18 protein-coding genes are annotated in these 17,024 nt (G+C 66.5%); 8 read left to right on the top strand and 10 right to left on the bottom strand.

The features are described from left to right. Positions 1-18: 18 nt before the first annotated feature. From I8N54_RS02490 to I8N54_RS02470, 5 genes are all read right to left on the bottom strand, one after another. Positions 19-489: an Hsp20 family protein gene (locus I8N54_RS02490; RefSeq protein WP_140194084.1), complete on the bottom strand. Its 471-nt coding sequence runs from the start codon at positions 487-489 to the stop codon at positions 19-21. A gap of 155 nt (positions 490-644) precedes the next feature. Further along, complete coding sequence (locus tag I8N54_RS02485; RefSeq protein ID WP_140194085.1) at positions 645-1,460, bottom strand: trypsin-like serine peptidase; 816 nt, start codon at positions 1,458-1,460, stop codon at positions 645-647. 64 nt (positions 1,461-1,524) lie between these two features. Continuing rightward, the gene (gene glcF, locus I8N54_RS02480; protein ID WP_140194086.1) at positions 1,525-2,850 is read right to left on the bottom strand and encodes a glycolate oxidase subunit GlcF; all 1,326 of its coding nucleotides are present in this window, start codon (positions 2,848-2,850) and stop codon (positions 1,525-1,527) included. A 15-nt stretch (positions 2,851-2,865) separates the two neighbouring features. Beyond that, positions 2,866-3,960, bottom strand: coding sequence for an FAD-binding protein (locus I8N54_RS02475; protein WP_140194087.1), 1,095 nt, complete (start codon positions 3,958-3,960; stop codon positions 2,866-2,868). Positions 3,961-4,024: 64 nt separating this feature from the next. Further along, the gene (locus tag I8N54_RS02470; RefSeq protein ID WP_140194088.1) at positions 4,025-5,464 is read right to left on the bottom strand and encodes an FAD-linked oxidase C-terminal domain-containing protein; all 1,440 of its coding nucleotides are present in this window, start codon (positions 5,462-5,464) and stop codon (positions 4,025-4,027) included. Between the two features lie 136 nt (positions 5,465-5,600). Here I8N54_RS02470 and I8N54_RS02465 point away from each other — a divergent pair, with 136 nt between their 5' ends. From I8N54_RS02465 to I8N54_RS02450, 4 genes are all read left to right on the top strand, one after another. Then, positions 5,601-6,011, top strand: coding sequence for a CopD family protein (locus I8N54_RS02465; RefSeq protein ID WP_140194089.1), 411 nt, complete (start codon positions 5,601-5,603; stop codon positions 6,009-6,011). Next, positions 6,011-6,712 (top strand): DUF599 domain-containing protein, encoded by a 702-nt coding sequence (locus I8N54_RS02460; RefSeq protein WP_140194090.1) that lies wholly within the window; start codon positions 6,011-6,013, stop codon positions 6,710-6,712. The genes I8N54_RS02465 and I8N54_RS02460 overlap by 1 nt, the downstream gene beginning before the upstream one ends. A 30-nt stretch (positions 6,713-6,742) precedes the next feature. Then, on the top strand, positions 6,743-7,096 hold the full coding sequence (locus tag I8N54_RS02455; RefSeq protein ID WP_408635338.1) for a hypothetical protein: 354 nt from the start codon (positions 6,743-6,745) through the stop codon (positions 7,094-7,096). Between the two features lie 82 nt (positions 7,097-7,178). Continuing rightward, positions 7,179-8,204: an Atu2307/SP_0267 family LLM class monooxygenase gene (locus tag I8N54_RS02450; protein ID WP_140194092.1), complete on the top strand. Its 1,026-nt coding sequence runs from the start codon at positions 7,179-7,181 to the stop codon at positions 8,202-8,204. Between the two features lie 3 nt (positions 8,205-8,207). Here I8N54_RS02450 and I8N54_RS02445 read toward each other — a convergent pair whose 3' ends face one another. After that, complete coding sequence (locus I8N54_RS02445) at positions 8,208-8,573, bottom strand: HIT domain-containing protein (RefSeq protein WP_140194093.1); 366 nt, start codon at positions 8,571-8,573, stop codon at positions 8,208-8,210. A gap of 10 nt (positions 8,574-8,583) precedes the next feature. Further along, entirely contained in the window at positions 8,584-10,161 is a 1,578-nt protein-coding gene (locus I8N54_RS02440; protein ID WP_140194094.1) for a DUF5928 domain-containing protein, read from the bottom strand. Positions 10,162-10,317: 156 nt separating this feature from the next. Between I8N54_RS02440 and I8N54_RS02435 the strand changes: the two genes are divergently transcribed. Continuing rightward, the gene (locus tag I8N54_RS02435; protein WP_140194095.1) at positions 10,318-11,136 is read left to right on the top strand and encodes a sulfotransferase family protein; all 819 of its coding nucleotides are present in this window, start codon (positions 10,318-10,320) and stop codon (positions 11,134-11,136) included. 137 nt (positions 11,137-11,273) lie between these two features. Here I8N54_RS02435 and I8N54_RS02430 read toward each other — a convergent pair whose 3' ends face one another. Together I8N54_RS02430 and nth are read right to left on the bottom strand one after the other, a co-directional pair. Continuing rightward, on the bottom strand, positions 11,274-12,257 hold the full coding sequence (locus I8N54_RS02430) for an adenosine kinase (protein WP_140194096.1): 984 nt from the start codon (positions 12,255-12,257) through the stop codon (positions 11,274-11,276). Continuing rightward, positions 12,254-12,898 (bottom strand): endonuclease III, encoded by a 645-nt coding sequence (nth, locus tag I8N54_RS02425; protein ID WP_140194097.1) that lies wholly within the window; start codon positions 12,896-12,898, stop codon positions 12,254-12,256. Before nth ends, I8N54_RS02430 begins: the two co-directional genes overlap by 4 nt. Before the next feature lie 103 nt (positions 12,899-13,001). On the opposite strand from nth, the gene I8N54_RS02420 reads away from it, so the two are divergent. Both I8N54_RS02420 and I8N54_RS02415 read left to right on the top strand, forming a co-directional pair. Next, on the top strand, positions 13,002-13,835 hold the full coding sequence (locus I8N54_RS02420; protein WP_140194098.1) for a methylated-DNA--[protein]-cysteine S-methyltransferase: 834 nt from the start codon (positions 13,002-13,004) through the stop codon (positions 13,833-13,835). A 130-nt stretch (positions 13,836-13,965) separates the two neighbouring features. Further along, positions 13,966-14,631: an OmpA family protein gene (locus I8N54_RS02415; protein ID WP_140194099.1), complete on the top strand. Its 666-nt coding sequence runs from the start codon at positions 13,966-13,968 to the stop codon at positions 14,629-14,631. Between the two features lie 53 nt (positions 14,632-14,684). On the opposite strand, the gene I8N54_RS02410 is transcribed toward I8N54_RS02415, so the two are convergent. Beyond that, positions 14,685-16,058: a hypothetical protein gene (locus tag I8N54_RS02410; RefSeq protein WP_140194100.1), complete on the bottom strand. Its 1,374-nt coding sequence runs from the start codon at positions 16,056-16,058 to the stop codon at positions 14,685-14,687. Positions 16,059-16,205: 147 nt separating this feature from the next. Here I8N54_RS02410 and I8N54_RS02405 point away from each other — a divergent pair, with 147 nt between their 5' ends. Next, complete coding sequence (locus I8N54_RS02405; protein ID WP_140194101.1) at positions 16,206-16,976, top strand: FadR/GntR family transcriptional regulator; 771 nt, start codon at positions 16,206-16,208, stop codon at positions 16,974-16,976. The last annotated feature ends 48 nt before the right edge of the window (positions 16,977-17,024 follow it).

Here is a 17,024-nt window from a genome sequence, read left to right as displayed (position 1 = left end):
ATGTTCAGTTCACCGGTCTCAGTTCACGGGTGTCGAGTCGACGACTTCCGTCTCGGTCTCGGAGCCGGATTTCGTGATCGCGATACGGCGGGGTTTCAGCGCTTCGGGCACTTCGCGCTTCAGGTCGATGTGCAGCATGCCGTCGACGTGGCTGGCGCCAAGGACGCGAACGTGGTCGGCGAGCGTGAAGCGACGCTCGAAGGCGCGCGTGGCGATGCCGCGGTGCAGGTACTTGCGCTCACCCGCTTCTTCGGACTTGCGGCCGGTGACGAGCAGGGCGTTCTCACGCACTTCCACGCTGAGATCCTCGTCGGAGAACCCGGCAGCGGCGATCGAGATGCGCCAGCCGTCCTCGGCCGTCTTCTCGATGTTGTAAGGGGGGTAGGTCTGCCCGCCGGTGTCGGTGCTGAGCACCCGGTCCATCATGTCGGCGATCTGGTCGAAGCCGACGGAACCGCGATAAAGCGGGGCAAGGTCGAACGTACGCATGGATTATCCTCCGTTGAGCGATACCACTATGTTGAGCCCTCCCAGCGTCGGGAGCGGCCATTGAAACAGGACCCGTTCAGGCGTCCTGCGAGAGGTATCTGGGGAGCGACAACCCCGGGATCAAGACGTCCCGAGCACGATTTCGACGCGATCCGTCAGGGCCGGAGGAACTTCGCACCGGTGTCGGAACCATCGGCCTCGCCCGGCCGGATAACCCGGATGCGGGACTGCTCGACGCCGCCGTAATCGCCACCCCCGCTGAGGAGCGACGTGCGCAGCGCGCGCAGCGGCTGGTCGATGGCCATGCCAAGCGCGACCCGGCCCTCGTCGACCTGCGCCTTGGCCGACACGACGGACACGATCCGGGGCGCGCCACCGGCGATGCTGAACACCGGCGCGCCGGACGAGCCGAAATCGACGTTGCAGGTCATCACGAGGATCCGGTCCTGCGAGCCCATGACGTCGCAGGTCTCCTGAAGCGACGGTGCCTCCGCCCGGTCGAGGGCGTAAGAGACGACGCTCACCGGCTCCCCGATACGCGGCTCCGCGCCGAGGTCGAAGGGCACGATCTGGGTGGATCGGATCGGCTGGTCGAGCTCGAGCAGCGCGATGTCCAGCGCGACGTTATCGAGCGTCGCGGTGCCACTGTAGACATAGGAGTCAGGGTGGATCGCCCGCCGCACGCCGCGGTAGGCCAGCGCCCGTCCGTCGCGCAGACCGGCGAGAAACTCCAGCTTCGTCGGATCGATCCGCTCGCCATTGTCCTGATCGTAGAGGCAGTGCGCGGCCGTGAGGACGAGGTCCTCCTCGATCAGCGCGCCGGTGCAGAAGCCACGTCCGTCGATCTCGATCCGGCCGACCGCTTCGTAGCCGCGCGCGGCGTCGAGGGTCCGCAGGGCGAGAAGGTCCGTCTCCTGTGCCGTGGCAAGGGACGCGACGAGGCACAGCAGTGCAGCCAGTCTGAAACGCATGGATGAGCTCCGCTCGGGATGCGTCGCAGCTACCGGCGAATTGCGGCAGGAATGCGGCGGACCCCTAGCGGAGCCGCGGCACTTCGGGCGTCACCGTGGCCGATTCACCGCACATCGCCGGGGGCTTCGGTCCGCCGGTCGCCCAGTCGAGCAGCTCGACCGTGTGCACGACCGGCACGACCGTTCCGCCGCCGATCTGCATCATGCAGCCGATGTTGCCCGCCGCGATGACGTCCGGCGTCAGCGCCTCGAGCGTCGCCACCTTGCGCGCCTTCAGCTTGGCCGAGATCTCCGGCTGCATCAGGTTGTAGGTCCCCGCCGAGCCGCAGCAGAGGTGCGCATCCGCCGGTTCCAGCACCGTGAACCCGGCCTTCGCCAGCAACTGCTTCGGCGCGGCCTTCACCTTCTGTCCGTGTTGCAGGGAGCAGGCGGAGTGATAGGCGACCTTCATCTCCTTGCCGGCCCCCTCCGGCAGGTCGATCTTCGCCAGCAGTTCGGAGATGTCGAGCGCGAGGTCGGACACCTTCTTCGCCTGGGCCGCGAGCGGCCCCTCGCGGAACATGTGGCCGTAGTCCTTCACCGTCGTCCCGCAGCCCGAGGTGTTGATGACGATGGCGTCGAGCCCCTCGCCGTCCATCTCGCGGGTCCAGGCGCGGATGTTGCGCTCGGCAGAGGCGTGGGACTCGTCGGTCTTGCCCATGTGATGGGTCAGCGCGCCGCAGCAGCCCGCGCCCTCGGCCACCACCACCTCGCACCCCATGCGGCGCAGCAGCCGGATGGTGGCGTCGTTGATATCGGTGTTCAGCGCACGCTGTGCGCAGCCGGTCATCAGCGCGACGCGGCGCAGTCGTTCGCCCTCGGCCGGGAAGACCTGCGGATCGTCGTTGCGCGACACCGGCGGGATGCGCTTCGGTGCCATGTCGAGCATCGCCTTCAGCCGCGCGTCGGGCATCAGCGCCCGGAATGGCCGCCCGACCTTCGCCGCCAGCAGGGCCAGCCGGAACCGACGCGGGTGCGGCAGGATGCGCGCCAGCATCCAGCGCAACGCGCGCTCCCGCCGCGGGCGTTCGTAGTTCTCCTCGATATAGGCGCGGGCGTGGTCGACGAGGTGCATGTAGTGCACGCCCGACGGACAGGTCGTCATGCAGGCGAGGCAGGACAGGCACCGGTCGATGTGCTTCACCGTCGTCTCGTCCGGGACGCGCTCGTTCTCCAGCATGTCCTTGATGAGGTAGATGCGCCCGCGCGGGGAATCGAGCTCGTCGCCGAGCACCTGGTAGGTCGGACAGGTGGCCGTGCAGAAGCCGCAATGGACGCAGGCCCGCAGGATCTGGTTGGACCGGGCGAAATCCGGATCGGCGAGCTGCGCGTCGGTGAAGGTCGTCTGCATGTCTGTCCTTGTCGCTCAGGCCGTGGCGGCCATCAGGCCGGGATTGAGGATGCCGCGCGGATCGAAGCGGCGGCGCAGCCCGTCGGAGAGCTTCGCGACCGCCGGTGCTTCGGGCTGGAAGCGCGGACTCGGTCCGCTGCCACGCACCCGCGTCGCATGGCCCCGGAACGGGCCGAGCGCCTCGCGCAGGTCGGTGCCGGGTGCGACGGCAACCCAGACCAGCCCGCCGCCCCAGTCGAGCATCACCTCCGCGCCGTCCGGCAGGCGGTCAACCAGCCCCGGCGCGTCCGACGGCTTGACGGACAGGCGCCAGACATCGTCGGCGCCGCCCGCCCAGTCGGTGACGTCGCGCACGCGGGTCCAGTCGGCGCCTGCGCCGGTCGAAACCCGGCGGAAGGGCGACAGCAGCTCGGCCAGCCTTCCCATGCGGTAGGCGACCGACGCCTCGGTGCCCTCGACGCGGAGCATCGTCGTGCCCGAGGCGAGGCGCGCCGCGCCGGACACTTCGAAAGGAGAGCCGAGCGCCGCCGACATCGCCCGCACCGCTTCGGTGACCGACAGGCCGTCGATGGAGACGAGGCCCTGCGTCACCGGCATCGGCAGCACTTTCAGAGCCACTTCGGTCAGTACACCGAGCGTGCCGTAGCTTCCGGCCATCAGCCGGGCCAGGTCGTAGCCGGTGACATTCTTCATCACCCGCCCGCCGTTGCGGATCACCGTGCCGGACCCGTCCACGAAGCGCACGCCCAGCAGGAAGTCGCGGCAGGCCCCGACCTGCACGCGGCGCGGGCCCGAGATGTTGGCTGCCACGACACCGCCGATGGTCGGCGCGCCGTCGGTGCCGAGCAGCGCCCGGTGGTCCATCGGCTCAAAGGCAAGACACTGGTTCTCGGCGGCGAGCGTGGCTTCGACGTCCTCCAGCGGCGTACCGGCCTTTACCACCAGCGTCAGCGCGCCCGGTTCATAAAGGGTGACGCCACTCAGACCGCCGGTCTCGATGACATCGCCCTCGCCCGACGTCATGCCGCGCGTGCCGCCGCCGCGCACCTGCAGGGGCCTGTTTGCCTCGGCCAGCAGGGCCGACAGTTCCGCTTCGCTTGCAGGTCTCATGGTCTTCTTCGGGCTCCAAATATTCCGGGGGAGATCGCCGCCGGCGATCGGGGGCAGAGCCCCCTCATTCGGCCGCCATCCGCCGGGCGTCAGACGAGGCCAGCGGGAACACCTTTGCCGGGTTCAGCAGCCATTGCGGGTCGAACACATCCTTCACCGCCATCTGCGCTTCGAGATCGGCAGGATCGTATTGCACCAGCATCAGGTCGCGCTTCTCCACGCCGACGCCATGCTCTCCGGTCAGGCAGCCACCGACCTCGACGCAGAGCGTCAGGATCTCTGCCCCCATCTCTTCGGCCTTGGCGAGCTCACCGTCGGCATTCGCGTTGAACAGGATCAGCGGGTGCATGTTGCCGTCGCCCGCATGGAAGACGTTGGCGACCTCGAGCCCGTATTTCTCCGACAGCTCTCGGATGCCGCCGAGCACCTCGGGCAGGCGCGAAACGGGGATCGTGCCGTCGAGGCAGATGTAGTCGTTGATCTGCCCCATCGCACCGAAGGCCGACTTGCGGCCCAGCCAGATGCGCGCCGCCTCGTCCGCGTCCGCCGCCTCGCGCAGCTCGACCGGGTCGTGACTGCGGGCGATGGCGAGAATGGTGCCGAGCTGTTCGGCGATCTCGTCATCCGAGCCTTCGACCTCCACGATCAGCAGCGCCTCGCAATCGGGGTAGCCGGCGCTGGCGAACGCCTCGCAGGCGCGGATGCAGGGGCGATCCATGAACTCGATGGCCACCGGCAGCACACCGGCGCGGATGATGTCGCTGACGCAGGCGCCAGCGACCTCGTTGCTGGCGAAGCCCATCAGGACCGGCTTCGCGCCCTCGGGCTTGGGCACGATGCGCAGCGTCGCCTCCGTGACGACGCCGAGCTGCCCTTCGCTGCCGCAGACCACGCCGAGCAGGTCGAGACCGCCGGCATCCATGTGCTCACCGCCCAGCTCGACGACGGTACCATCCATCAGCACCATCGTCACGCCGAGCAGGTTGTTCGTCGTCACGCCGTATTTCAGGCAATGCGCACCGCCGGAGTTCATCGCGATATTTCCAGCAATGGCGCAGGCCAGCTGCGACGACGGGTCGGGCGCGTAGAAGAAGCCGTCGGCCTCCACCGCACCAGTAACGGAGAGGTTGGTCCGCCCGGTCTGCACCTTGATGAAGCGATTGTCGTAGTCCGTCTCGAGCACCGCGTTCAGCCGCGCCACGCCGAGGATCACGCAATCCTCCGTCGGCAGCGCGCCGCCGGCGAGCGACGTGCCCGACCCGCGCGGCACCACCGGCACACCCTCTTCGGAGCAGACCTTCAGCACCGCCGCGACGTCTTCGGTCGAGCCGGGCAGCACGGCGCAGAGCGGCGGGCAGCGGTAGGCGGTGAGCGCGTCGCACTCGTAGGCGCGCGTCTCGGCCGGGTCATGGATCACGGAGCCCTCGGGCAGAACCGCCTGCAGCCGGGCCACGACCTCGGCCTTCTTCGCCAGCAGGGCGGCGTTCGGTACAGGCATCTCCATGAGGGTCCTCCAACAGATTGGTAAAATCTTATTACCAATTTATGCGACATGCAATTGCGACAGGTTGTTCCGGTCTTGCGCCTGCCGCATCATCCGTCTTGTCGCCGCGTCCGTCAAAGGGCACAGACTGGACCCCATGAACTGGATCAAGGTCATACACCTGCTCTGCGTCCTCGGCTGGATGACGGGTATCTTCGCGGTGCCGCGCGCGCTGATCTACTGGAAGCGTGAATATGCACGTTTGGGCGAGTTCGGGCCGACCGGCGACCTGACCATCCGTCTCTACCGGTTCTCCGCCGGTCTCGGCGTGATCGCGATCATCACCGGCACGGCGCTCGGCTTCTGGATCGGCTGGCCGGGATGGCTGTACCTGAAGGTCGCGCTCGTGGCGCTGCTGGTCGCCCATTATGTCTGGACCGGGCGGCTGGTCCTGCGCGCCCGGCGCGGGAAGTTCGGGGAGTCCGACACGTACCTGCGCATCTTCAACGAACTCTCGGTCCTTGCCGTGATCGGCATCCTCTGGGCCGTGGTCTTCCGGCCGTTCTGATGAGCTGGGGCGAGGTCCTCTCCCTCCTCTCCGTCTGGGACCTCGGGGCGCTCGCCTTCCTCTTCGTCTCGGCCATGCTGATCGGCTGGCACATCGAACATCCGCCGAAGCGCCGGGTCTCGGTGACCAAGCTGATGGCGCAGTACCGGCGCGACTGGCTGGTCGCCTTCGCCGCACGGGACGTGCGGATCTTCGACAGTCAGATCCTCGCCACGCTGCGGCAGGGGACGAGCTTCTTCGCCTCGACCTGCATCCTCGCCATCGGCGGCGTGCTGGCGCTGGTCGGCAACACCGATCCGCTGACCGGTATCGCCGAAGAACTGACGGCCGAACATCGGTCGCAGTTCTTCTGGCAGATCAAGCTGCTGGTGGTGGTGCTGTTCCTCACCGCCGCCTTCCTGCGCTTCGTCTGGGCGAACCGGGTGTTCGGGTATTGCGCCGTCGTGATGGCGTCCGTGGCGAACCTCGGCGAAGACCACGAGGTCGGCGAGGATGCGATGGACCGCGCCCGTCGCGCGGGAGAGCTGAACATCCGGGCCGCCGTGAACTTCAACCGGGGGCTTCGTGCGATGTATTTCGCGCTCGGCAGCCTGGCGTGGATCCTCGGGCCGATCCCGCTGATCATCGCCACATGCGTGACACTGTGGGTCGTCTGGAGCCGGGAGTTCGCCTCGATCCCGCGCGACATCCTCATGCGTTGAGTGGATCGCGCCGGTTCTGACGCTATCTCCATGCGCATGAAACGGATCATCGCTCTCGCCCTGCTCGCCTCCCCCGCCATCGCCGACGCCCCCGATATCGGACCGGTCGAAGCGTCGCTCGCGGATGGCAGCTGGACCTTCGACGTCACGCTCACCCACCCCGACACGGGAGAGGAGCACTACGCCGACGCCTGGCGGGTCGAGACCCCGGACGGCGAGGTGCTCGGCACGCGGGAGCTTCTCCACCCGCATGTCAACGAGCAGCCGTTCACCCGATCCCTGTCGGGCGTCGCGATTCCCGAGGACATGACGGAGGTCGTGATCCGCGCGAGCTGCAACGTGGATGGCTGGGCGGACGAGACCTTCATCCTCCCGCTTCCCTGACATCCGCAGGGACGATGTGCGGCAGCGCAACTGACAAGAGCGCGCCGTGCCGATTATGTCGGCCTCAGCACAGGAGGCGAACATGGAAGTCGGACTCTACACATTCGGCGATGTCGGCACGGACCCGGTTACGGGCAAGACGGTCGACGCGCATCAGCGGTTCACCAATCTGATGGAAGAGATCGAGCTGGCCGATCAGGTCGGGCTCGACATCTTCGGCCTCGGTGAACACCACCGCCCGAACTACGCCATCAGCTCACCCGCGATGGCGCTGGCCGGTGCCGCACGAACGACGAAGTCCATCCGGCTGAGCTCCGCCGTGTCGGTTTTGAGCTCGGACGACCCTGTCCGCGTGTTCCAGCAGTACGCGACTCTCGACAACCTGACCGACGGTCGCGCCGAGCTGATGGTGGGCCGCGGCAGCTTCATCGAGAGCTTTCCGCTCTTCGGATACGCCCTCGACGACTACAACGAGCTGTTCGAGGAAAAGCTGGCGATGCTCATGCAGATCAACGAGCGCGAGAAGCTGAGCTGGCCGGGCACGACACACACCCAGGCGGTAGAGGGTCTGGGCGTCTATCCGCGTCCGGTGAACGGCCAATTGCCGATCTGGATCGCCGCGGGTGGGACGCCGAACTCGATGATCCGGGCCGGCGCGCTCGGCGCGCCGCTGGCGCTGGCGATCATCGGCGGGCAGCCTCGCCGGTTCGCGCCGCTGGCAGACCTCTACCGCCAGGCTTTCGCCCAGTCGGAGCCCAAGCACGCGCCGCGCGTCTCGCTCAACGTCCACGGCTTCGTCCACGAGGACGCCAGGCAGGCGGCGGACATCTTCTTCCCCGCCCAGAAGCAGGTGATGGACCAGATCGGCCGCGAGCGTGGCTGGGGCCCGCAAAGTCGGGCGCAGTTCGATGAATCGATGTCGCGCGAGGGCGCGATGTTCGTCGGCGACCCGTCGCAGCTCGTCGACAAGATACTCGGCCTGAAGGACGACCTCGGCTTCGACCGGGTGACGATCCAGATGGCGATCGGGATCATCGACCACGCAGAGATGCTGAAGGCGATCGAGACGCTCGGCACGAAAGTCGCGCCGGCGCTCCGCAAGGGCTGACGGTCAGGCCGGGTCGAGCATCCGGCCGAGCGGCCGACCGGCGAGGATATGGACATGGAAGTGCGGGACCTCCTGCACGCCATGGTCCCGCGCGTTGGCGATCAGGCGGAAGCCGTCCTCGACCCCCTCGGCCTCGCAGATCTTGCCGACGGTGCGCATGAAGTCGACGATCTCCGCTTCGGACGCCCACTGGCAGAAGTGGTCGGCGGACATGTAGGGGCCCTTCGGGATCACCAGCACATGCGTCGGCGCTTGCGGGCGGATGTCCCGGAACGCCAGCGAGTGCGCGCTTTCCAGAACCTTCTCGCAGGGAATGTCGCCGTTCAGGATCTTGGCGAAGATATTCTCTGGATCGTAATCGAAGTTCATCTCTTGCCTTTCAGTCCACGAACAGGTGCGCGGTGTTGGCGATCCCTCGCGCCGTTTCTTCACCCACGGTGAGGAAGTTGGCAATCGGCTCCACGTTCTGTTCGGTCGGGGCGCGCTCGCGGATGCGCCAGTGGTTCGGATAGTTGGCGTCGCGGATACGCTCGCGCTCATAGGTGACATCGTAGCGGATCGTCGGCAACAGCCGGTCGATCGTCTCCTGGCTGCTTTCGGCCCCGGCGAGGCCAACCCGCTTGGCGTGGCCGACGAGGTACTCGTCCGAGAACTCGCACTCGATCTCGAGCAGCCGGGTCGAGGCACGGTCCGAGTAGAAGTCGTTCATCAGGTCGATCGACGCGGTATCGAGACAGATGATCAGCCGGTCGGTATCGAAGTAGTCGAACAGCATCCGCATCAGCGCCCGGCGGTGGCGTGTCCGCTTCCCGAGCGACGCCTGGATGCCGCCGAGGTCGGGCAACCAGGTATCGGCCTCGTTGAACAGGTATTCGATCGCGGGAATGTTGGTGTGGTGCTTGATCGAGCCGAGCAACCGCTTGGCGACGTGCCACTTCTTGCAGGCGACGATCAGCAGTTCCTTGTCGCGGCCGAGCGAGGTCTCGGTCTCCCAGAAGCGGGGGGCGAAGCGGCGGCCGATCCGGCCACGCCCGGTGAGGAACTTGAAGAGCTGGTTGCCCTCGTTCGAGATCTGGAAGTCCTCGCGGTCGGACGCGTAAAGCTGGCCGAGCCGCTGGCGCAGGTCCCGCGCTTCGGGACTGATCTTGCGCGCGAACAGGGAATCCTGGCTGAGCAGCAGGTCGTAATGGTCGTTGTAGAAGGTGACCGGCATCCCGTAATCGCTGAACATCAGGAAGGTCAGCGTGCGGGTGCGGATCTCCTCCTCCGGGATGAGGTGACGGACCAGCGTCTGGAAGAATGTCTCGTCCGGAATCCAGGTCGTGGCGAAGAAGCGCATCACGTCGCGCCGCTGCCGGGTGAAGTCGAGGATCCACTCCACCGTGCGGCGGCGCAGGCACCACCATTGGCTGCCGATCATCACCTGGATGTCGGCGGGGACCTCCCGCTTCAGGCCGAGCCGGCGTTGCATCCAGAAGGACTGGTAGAACAGCCACTTCTGCGTCCGCTCGTTGAAGTAGTGGCGATAGATCAGCCGCTCTTCCTTGATGCCGGTCTTGATCCAGTCGGATTCAAAGAAATCGAAGCTCTCGATGAAGTCGACGTCGTTGTCGTCGAGGAACCTGTGGGCGTAGGCCGCCGACTTCGTCGCCATGCAGTCGCCCGAAACCATGTAGAAATGGGTGGCCCGCGGAAACGCCTTCTCCGCCGCTTCGAGTGCGTAGAGCGTGGCCTGGACGAGGCTCCACTCCCCCCAGCCGCACTTGATGCGCTTGCGGGCGAAGGTGACGTTGGGATTGTCGGCGAGACCGGACTTGATCCGGTTGAACGCCTCTTTCGGGGCGCTGGCGTCGAAGTGGATCGAGATGTAGTCGCCGACCGCCGTCAGCTGGCGCGCCTGCTGGATGACACCTTCGGGATTCTTGTGGCAGAGCAATATGAAGGCAATGTTCGCCATGTCCGGATGCCCGTTCGCCTCACCATTGCCCCCCTCTCACCCTAATAACGTGAAGAGGCGTTGAATAAACAGGGTTTGTTTGCGAATCTATGTCAAAGGGGTCCTGCGCTTGCGGCAGACAGAATGCCCCGGGCATCAAGCTGGAGGCAAGGGCGTATGGGTTTCCCCGGAACCTGGATGACGGAAAGCGAAAGCGTGGTCTATCGGGTGGTGCCGAAGTGTGCCTGCTCGACGATCGGGCAGATCATGTACTATTCCGACCATGGTGAATTCTTCGACGGCGACATCCACGATGCGCAGGCGGGAATGCACAAGTGGTCGATGGACGACAGCCAGCCGGTCATCACCGCGAACGTCAAGAACCACAAAAGCTACGCCTTCACCTGCGTGCGCAATCCCTACACTCGGATCCTGTCGTCCTTCTTCGACAAGATCTGCGGCATCCAGCGCAACGGCAAGCGCTACCGCGGCAACCTCGTGCCGCTCCTGATCCAGAAATACGGGATCGAGGTCGGGGATCCCGAGAACGGCTTCGAGTTCGACCAGATCAAGAGCTTCCGCCGCTTCCTGCTGTTCGCCCGCGACACCATCCGCTGGCGCCGCCCGATGGAGCCGGACATCCACTGGTCCGCGATGTCGGGACATATCTCGACCTTCATCGTGAACGGCGGGACCTACGACCACATCTTCTGGACGGAAGCGTTCAACGACGGGATGCAGACGGTGCTCGACAATATCGACACGGCGCATTCGGTCGATCTCACGACCATTCCCCGCTTCAACGAGAGCGAGGGACACGGGCCGAAGCGCGCCCACCCGGTCGAGGATTATTTCGACGACCTGTCGATGCATCTCGTCTACGAGATCTACAAGAAAGACTTCAATCTCTTCAAATACGACTTCGAGAACCCTGGGAACAAGATGCCCACGGGCGAGGTCGACCTGGCCGAAGTGCACGCGAAGCTGGGCGAGTAACCGCGCTGACCTCGCGGTGCGGCTACGCCGCGCAGGTCGTGCCCGGCCTGACGGCCGGGCCGGTCGGGGGGCTCTGCCCCCGTCGCCTGCGGCGACTCCCCCGGAATATTTGACGCCCGAAGACGGGCGGGCCGGCGCTAGACCAGACCGGCCTCGTTGAAGAGTGCCATGACGTCCTGTTCCGGACGCGGCCCCATGTGGCCGATGACTTCGCGCCCGGCGATGACGCCCATCCGGCCGCAGGTCTCGAGCGGCAGATCCATCGACAGACCGTAGAGGAAGCCGGCGGCGAACTGGTCGCCCGCGCCGGTCGCATCGACCGGCGTGATGCGCTCGACCGGGACGGTCACACGCTCCTCGCCGCGGATCAGCACCACATCCTTGCCGGACCGGGTGCAGACCACCAGGCGACATTCCTTCGCCGCGCGGTCGAGCGCGCTGTCGAGGTTGGTGTCGTACAGCGCTTCCCACTCGTGCTCGTTGCCGATCACGTAGTCGAGCTGCGTCACGAGGCGCTGGAAGTCCGGGCGGTGACGGTCACAGCAGAACGGATCGGACAGCGAGATGCCGGCGCGGCCACCAGCATCACGGCAGACCTTGGCGGCACGGTCGAAAGCCTCTTTCCCCTTCGGCTTGTCGTAAAGATAGCCCTCGAGGAACAGGATCTCGGCTTCGCCCGCCACGTCGTCGGACACGTCGTCCGGCCCGACTTCGGAGCTGATGCCGAGGTAGGTGTTCATCGACCGCTCGCCGTCGGGCGTGACGAAGATCATGCAGCGCGAGGTCGGCAATTCACCTTCCGGGACCGGGGCGTTCACGAACTCCGACCCCTGCGAGGTGAAGGATTCGGCGTAGAACCTGCCGAGCGCATCGTCGCGGACGCGCCCGATGAAACCGGTCTTGAGGCCGAGCGCACCGAGGCCGGCCATCGTGTTGGCGACCGAGCCGCCCGGCGCCTGAACCCGCTCGGCCATCTCTCCGTAGAGGGATTCCGCGCGGTCGCGCTCGATCAGCTGCATGATGCCCTTCTCGATGCCGAGCTCGGAGAGCGTGCCGTCCGGGGTTTGGCAAAGCACGTCGACAATGGCGTTGCCGATGCCGACAACCTTGAACTTCTTCATGCGGTCTTGTCCTCGTATTGACAGAATTCGCGGATGATGCAGGCGCCGCACTTCGGCTTGCGGGCGACGCAGATGTAGCGGCCGTGCAGGATCAGCCAGTGATGGGCATGCAGCTGGTAGTCGGCGGGGACGTGGTCCTCGATCGCACGCTCCACGGCCTCGACATCCTTGCCGGGCGCGATGCCGGTGCGGTTGCCGACGCGGAAGATGTGAGTGTCGACCGCCTGCGCGGGGTGATGCCACCACATGTTCAGAACGACATTCGCCGTCTTGCGCCCCACCCCCGGCAGCGACACGAGCGCCGCGCGAGAATTCGGCACTTCGCCGCCATAGGTCTCGACGAGGATGCGCGACAGCTTCATCACGTTCTTCGCCTTCTGGCGGAACAGGCCGATCGTCTTGATGTGCTCGGTCAGACCCTCTTCGCCAAGATCGAGCATCTTCTGCGGCGTGTCCGCCACCTTGAAGAGCTCTTTCGTCGCCTTGTTCACGCCCGCGTCCGTCGCCTGCGCGGAGAGCGCGACAGCAACCACCAGCGTGAAGGCGTTGACGTGCTCGAGCTCACCCTTGGGTTCGGGCTCCGCATCGTGGAAGCGCGCGAAGATCTCGCGAAGGGTGAGGTAGTCGAGCTGCTTGGCCATCGGGTTCCGGGTATGACCGCAGGCAGGCGGGGCCGCAAGCGTCGTGGCGCAAAGGCGCAGGATACGGGTCGCTCGACCGTGGGGCGGCGCCTATGTTTGCGGCATGGAACAGTCCGACCGATACCACTACCACGTGATCGCCCGCGCGATCGAGCTGATCAACGAAGCGCCAGAGCCGATGTCGCTCGACCGCTTGTCGGATGCGATGAAGATGAGCCCGGCGCACTTCCAGCGCATCTTCTCGCAATGGGTCGGTGTCTCGCCCAAGCGCTACCAGCAGTATCTCGCGCTCGGCCATGCGCGAACGTTGCTGAAGGAGCGGTTCTCGACGCTGGAGACCTCGGCTTCGGTCGGGCTGTCGGGCAGCGGGCGGCTTCATGACCTGTTCATCCGGTGGGAAGCCATGAGTCCCGGCGACTATGCGCGCGGCGCGGAGGGGCTGACGATCCGCTGGGGCTGGTTCGAAAGCCCGTTCGGCCCGGCGCTCGTCATGGGCACGGACCGCGGGATCTGCGGCATCGCCTTCGCCGCCGAGACCGGGCCGGAGCCAGCGATGGCCGACCTCGTCGCCCGCTGGCCCGACGCGACCTATGTCGAGGATCCCACTGCACTTCGCGCGTGGGCCGAGACGGCGTTCGGAATCGGCGCGGGCGAAGTGCCGATCCTGCTGTCGGGTCGGCCCTTGCAGATCAAGGTCTGGGAAGCGCTGCTGCGGATCCCTTCCGGTCACGTCACGACCTATTCAGAGCTCGCCCACGCCGTCGGCAACCCCAAGGCCGTTCGTGCCGTGGGTACCGCCGTCGGGCGCAATCCGGTCAGCTTCCTGATCCCCTGCCACCGGGTGCTGCGGAAATCGGGCGAACTTGGCGAATACCACTGGGGTGCGCCGGTCAAGCGTGCCATCCTCGCCTGGGAAAGCGCCCGTACCGGACTGTGACGACACGGAACCTGACGGCGATTGGCGGAGTTTTGCCAAGAGGCCGGCTGATATTGGATATCAGCGGGAACCAGTGGATATGAACGCCGCAGGGGCAGCAGAGCCCGTTCAAGGACAGGAAGCCATTTCAATGAATATCAACCGTACCCCCGTCGCGCTCAGCCTTGTTGCGCTGATGGCAGTGACCGCCTGCTCGGACATGCGCGACGAGAATAACCCCAACCGCAACACGCAGACCGGCGCCGCCGGTGGTGCGGCGCTCGGTGCGCTGATCGGCGCCGCGACTGCCGGTGACGATCCCGCGGACCGCAACCGTGCCATCGCGACCGGTGCGCTGGTCGGCGGCGCGATCGGGGCCGGTGTGGGCTATTCGCTCGACCGGCAGGAAGCGGAACTGCGCCAGCAGCTCGGCGGAAACGTGGGCGTCGAGAACACCGGCAGCAACCTCGTCGTGACCCTTCCGCAGGACATCCTGTTCGCCACAGACAGCGCCACGCTGAGCGGTGCGCTGCAATCCGACCTCGCCGCGCTGGCGCGGAACCTGAACCAGTATCCGTCCACATCGGTCACGGTGATCGGTCACACCGACAACACCGGCGAAGCGGCCTACAACCAGAACCTGTCCCGCAACCGTGCGCAGGCGGTGACCGCGTCGCTCGTCACCAATGGCGTCGCGCCGGGCCGGATCAACACCGTGGGCCGTGGCGAGGATGAGCCGATCGCGACCAACCTGACGGAAGAGGGCCGCGCCCAGAACCGCCGGGTCGAGATCATCATCAACCCGCCGGCAAGCTGACTTGACGATGGGAGAGGGCCCGCCCCGGGCCTTCTCCACCCCCGCCCTGCCGGTCAGAACCGGTAGAGCACACGCCCCCCCGTCAGAAGTGACCCGCCCGGATAGGCCGTATGGCCGTCACACTGCAGGTCGTAGCGCACCAGCAGGTCGCGCAGGACCGGCCAGCGCGTCTCCGGGTCTAGGTGGGCTTCCGCGTAATCCATCGCTTCGGTCACCTGTCCGCTGTCGAACAGCAGTTCGACGACGCGGCGGCCTTCGTCCTGATCCGCAGGCTCGGACCGCTCGAACGCGATGCCGACCGCGGTGAGCCAGTCGGACCATTGTTCGGTTTCGGACAGCAAATCGGGGGCCTGCACTTCCTCGCCCGACAGCGGCGCGGTCGCCTGACGCGCGGCGCGGGCGTAGTCCAGCGTGTCGGACGCGAACCCTGCGTAATGGCGGATCTCTCCGGGCGGAAACTGGAAGGCACGAAGCAGGTTGTAGGCCCAGTCGGAGCTCTGCGCCTCGATCAGGGCGTCGAGCTGAGTGAGCCACGCATCCTCGGCTCCGTCGATCTCTCCCGCTTCCAGCGCGTCGAGGTAAGCCGTCGCGGCCTCGTTCACCGCCTCGAGCTCTCCCGACTGGTTGTAGAGCGTGGTGAGATAGCTGGCTTCAGGGGTCAGCATCGCGGCGCGGATGACGGCGCGCTCCATCGCGTAGCGGGACTGTTCCTCCTCCGAAGCATCTGGGGAGGCAAGCAGCGGCTCGGGCCCGCGCAGGACATCGACGAGCGACGTGCGGATCGCCATCGGCGTGCCGAAGACGCCCATCGCCTCGTTGTCCGCTTGCCGGTCGAGGAAGTCGTCGAACGGTGCGCGGTCTGCGAGTGACGCATAGAGGTGCAGCGCGGTGACCAGTTCGCCCGACGCCTCCGCCTGCTTGGCGATGGCCTGACGTCGCGCGTCGTCGAGGTCGTAGACCAGCGACGCGGTGCGCAGTCCGGAATAGTCGGTCCTGTTGAAGGTCTCGTTCAGCGCGGGGTCGGCGCGGATCTCCGCGACCATCTCGAAATACTCGGCCCCGTCGTCATAGGCGAGCGCCGCCCGCTTCACCGACGGCTGCGCCGCCGTCAGCAGCTCGATCGGATCCCCGAACCGGGCCAGGCCGTCGCGGGGTCCGTCCCGCGTGACCGCGAGCGCCTGCGCGAGGATCGGTGCCTCGACGAGGTCGCTTGCTTCAAGCTCCGCCAGCATCTCCTGCGCCGCGTCGTCGGACATCTCGTCGTAGCGGATTTTCAGGTAGGCGGCCGTGGTCGCGCCGCGGCGGGCGGAAACGCCCTCGATCTCGCTGCGCAGCGCGAGAATGTCATCGGCCATGGACACGATCGCCTCGGGGTCGCAGCGGTCCTGCGCCGCGACAGTGGCGGGCGCAAACGCGACAAGGGTCATCGCAATAAATCGGCTCAACGGCATGGGAACTCTCCGGGCGACCTCGCGCGGATGGTGCCAAGCCGGGAGGACCGGATCAATGACCTTCCGCCGGTTGCCGGTGCCGGGGTGCGGTCATATCCTCTGACCAATTTCAAAGGGACGACCATGCCATTCGAGAAAGTCAGCGCCGAGAAACTGTCCCGCGGGGTCGTGCGCCAGATCGAGCTGCTGATCCTGCGCGGCATCCTGCGTCCCGGTGAGCGGCTCCCCCCGGAGCGCGACCTGGCGGAGCGGCTCGGCGTCTCGCGGCCGTCGCTGCGGGAGGCGCTGGCAGAGTTGCAGGACGACGGCCTGCTCGCCAGCCGGGCGGGGGCCGGCGTCTACGTCGCCGACGTGCTCGGCTCCGCCTTTTCGGACTCGCTGGTGAAGCTGTTCCGCACGCACGAAGAAGCCGTCTTCGACTACCTTACCTTCCGGCGCGACATGGAAGGGTTGGCGGCCGAGCGCGCGGCGAAGCTGGGGTCTGACACCGACCTCAAGGTGATCGGCAGCATCTTCGCCCGGATGGAGGCCGCCCATCAGAAGCGCAACCCGGCGGAGGAAGCCGGGATCGACGCGGATTTTCACCTGTCGATCATCGAGGCGAGCCACAACGTCGTCATGCTGCACATGATGCGCTCGATGTACCAGTTGCTGCGGGAAGGCGTGTTCTACAACCGCTCGATCATGTTCCGGCAGCGCACGACTCGGGACCAGCTGCTCGACCAGCACCGGGCGATCAACGACGCGTTGCAGGCCCGCGATCCGGAAGGCGCCCGCCGCGCGGTGGAGGCCCACCTCGGCTTCGTCGAGCAGGCGTTGCGCGACCAGCAGAAGGCGGAGCGGAACGAAGAGATCGCCCGCAAGCGATACGAACACGAGGCCGGCCGGTCCTGACCCGGAAACGAAAAACGGCGCGAAGGATCTCCCCTCGCGCCGTCAATC

The organism is Pelagovum pacificum (genome assembly GCF_016134045.1).
GTDB lineage: Bacteria > Pseudomonadota > Alphaproteobacteria > Rhodobacterales > Rhodobacteraceae > Oceanicola > Oceanicola pacificus_A.
Note: the sequence above shows the minus strand (reverse complement) of the source record. Positions and strands in the feature narration are given on the sequence as shown.

Coding starts and splice junctions, on each gene's coding strand:
- I8N54_RS02450 (WP_140194092.1), top strand. CDS start 7,179: ATGGAAGTCGGACTCTACACATTCGGCGATGTCGGCACGGACCCGGTT.
- I8N54_RS02455 (WP_408635338.1), top strand. CDS start 6,743: ATGCGCATGAAACGGATCATCGCTCTCGCCCTGCTCGCCTCCCCCGCC.
- I8N54_RS02490 (WP_140194084.1), bottom strand. CDS start 489: ATGCGTACGTTCGACCTTGCCCCGCTTTATCGCGGTTCCGTCGGCTTC.
- I8N54_RS02465 (WP_140194089.1), top strand. CDS start 5,601: ATGAACTGGATCAAGGTCATACACCTGCTCTGCGTCCTCGGCTGGATG.
- I8N54_RS02420 (WP_140194098.1), top strand. CDS start 13,002: ATGGAACAGTCCGACCGATACCACTACCACGTGATCGCCCGCGCGATC.
- I8N54_RS02430 (WP_140194096.1), bottom strand. CDS start 12,257: ATGAAGAAGTTCAAGGTTGTCGGCATCGGCAACGCCATTGTCGACGTG.
- I8N54_RS02445 (WP_140194093.1), bottom strand. CDS start 8,573: ATGAACTTCGATTACGATCCAGAGAATATCTTCGCCAAGATCCTGAAC.
- I8N54_RS02440 (WP_140194094.1), bottom strand. CDS start 10,161: ATGGCGAACATTGCCTTCATATTGCTCTGCCACAAGAATCCCGAAGGT.
- I8N54_RS02435 (WP_140194095.1), top strand. CDS start 10,318: ATGGGTTTCCCCGGAACCTGGATGACGGAAAGCGAAAGCGTGGTCTAT.
- I8N54_RS02410 (WP_140194100.1), bottom strand. CDS start 16,058: ATGACCCTTGTCGCGTTTGCGCCCGCCACTGTCGCGGCGCAGGACCGC.
- I8N54_RS02415 (WP_140194099.1), top strand. CDS start 13,966: ATGAATATCAACCGTACCCCCGTCGCGCTCAGCCTTGTTGCGCTGATG.
- I8N54_RS02475 (WP_140194087.1), bottom strand. CDS start 3,960: ATGAGACCTGCAAGCGAAGCGGAACTGTCGGCCCTGCTGGCCGAGGCA.
- I8N54_RS02470 (WP_140194088.1), bottom strand. CDS start 5,464: ATGGAGATGCCTGTACCGAACGCCGCCCTGCTGGCGAAGAAGGCCGAG.
- I8N54_RS02460 (WP_140194090.1), top strand. CDS start 6,011: ATGAGCTGGGGCGAGGTCCTCTCCCTCCTCTCCGTCTGGGACCTCGGG.
- nth (WP_140194097.1), bottom strand. CDS start 12,898: ATGGCCAAGCAGCTCGACTACCTCACCCTTCGCGAGATCTTCGCGCGC.
- I8N54_RS02405 (WP_140194101.1), top strand. CDS start 16,206: ATGCCATTCGAGAAAGTCAGCGCCGAGAAACTGTCCCGCGGGGTCGTG.
- I8N54_RS02485 (WP_140194085.1), bottom strand. CDS start 1,460: ATGCGTTTCAGACTGGCTGCACTGCTGTGCCTCGTCGCGTCCCTTGCC.
- glcF (WP_140194086.1), bottom strand. CDS start 2,850: ATGCAGACGACCTTCACCGACGCGCAGCTCGCCGATCCGGATTTCGCC.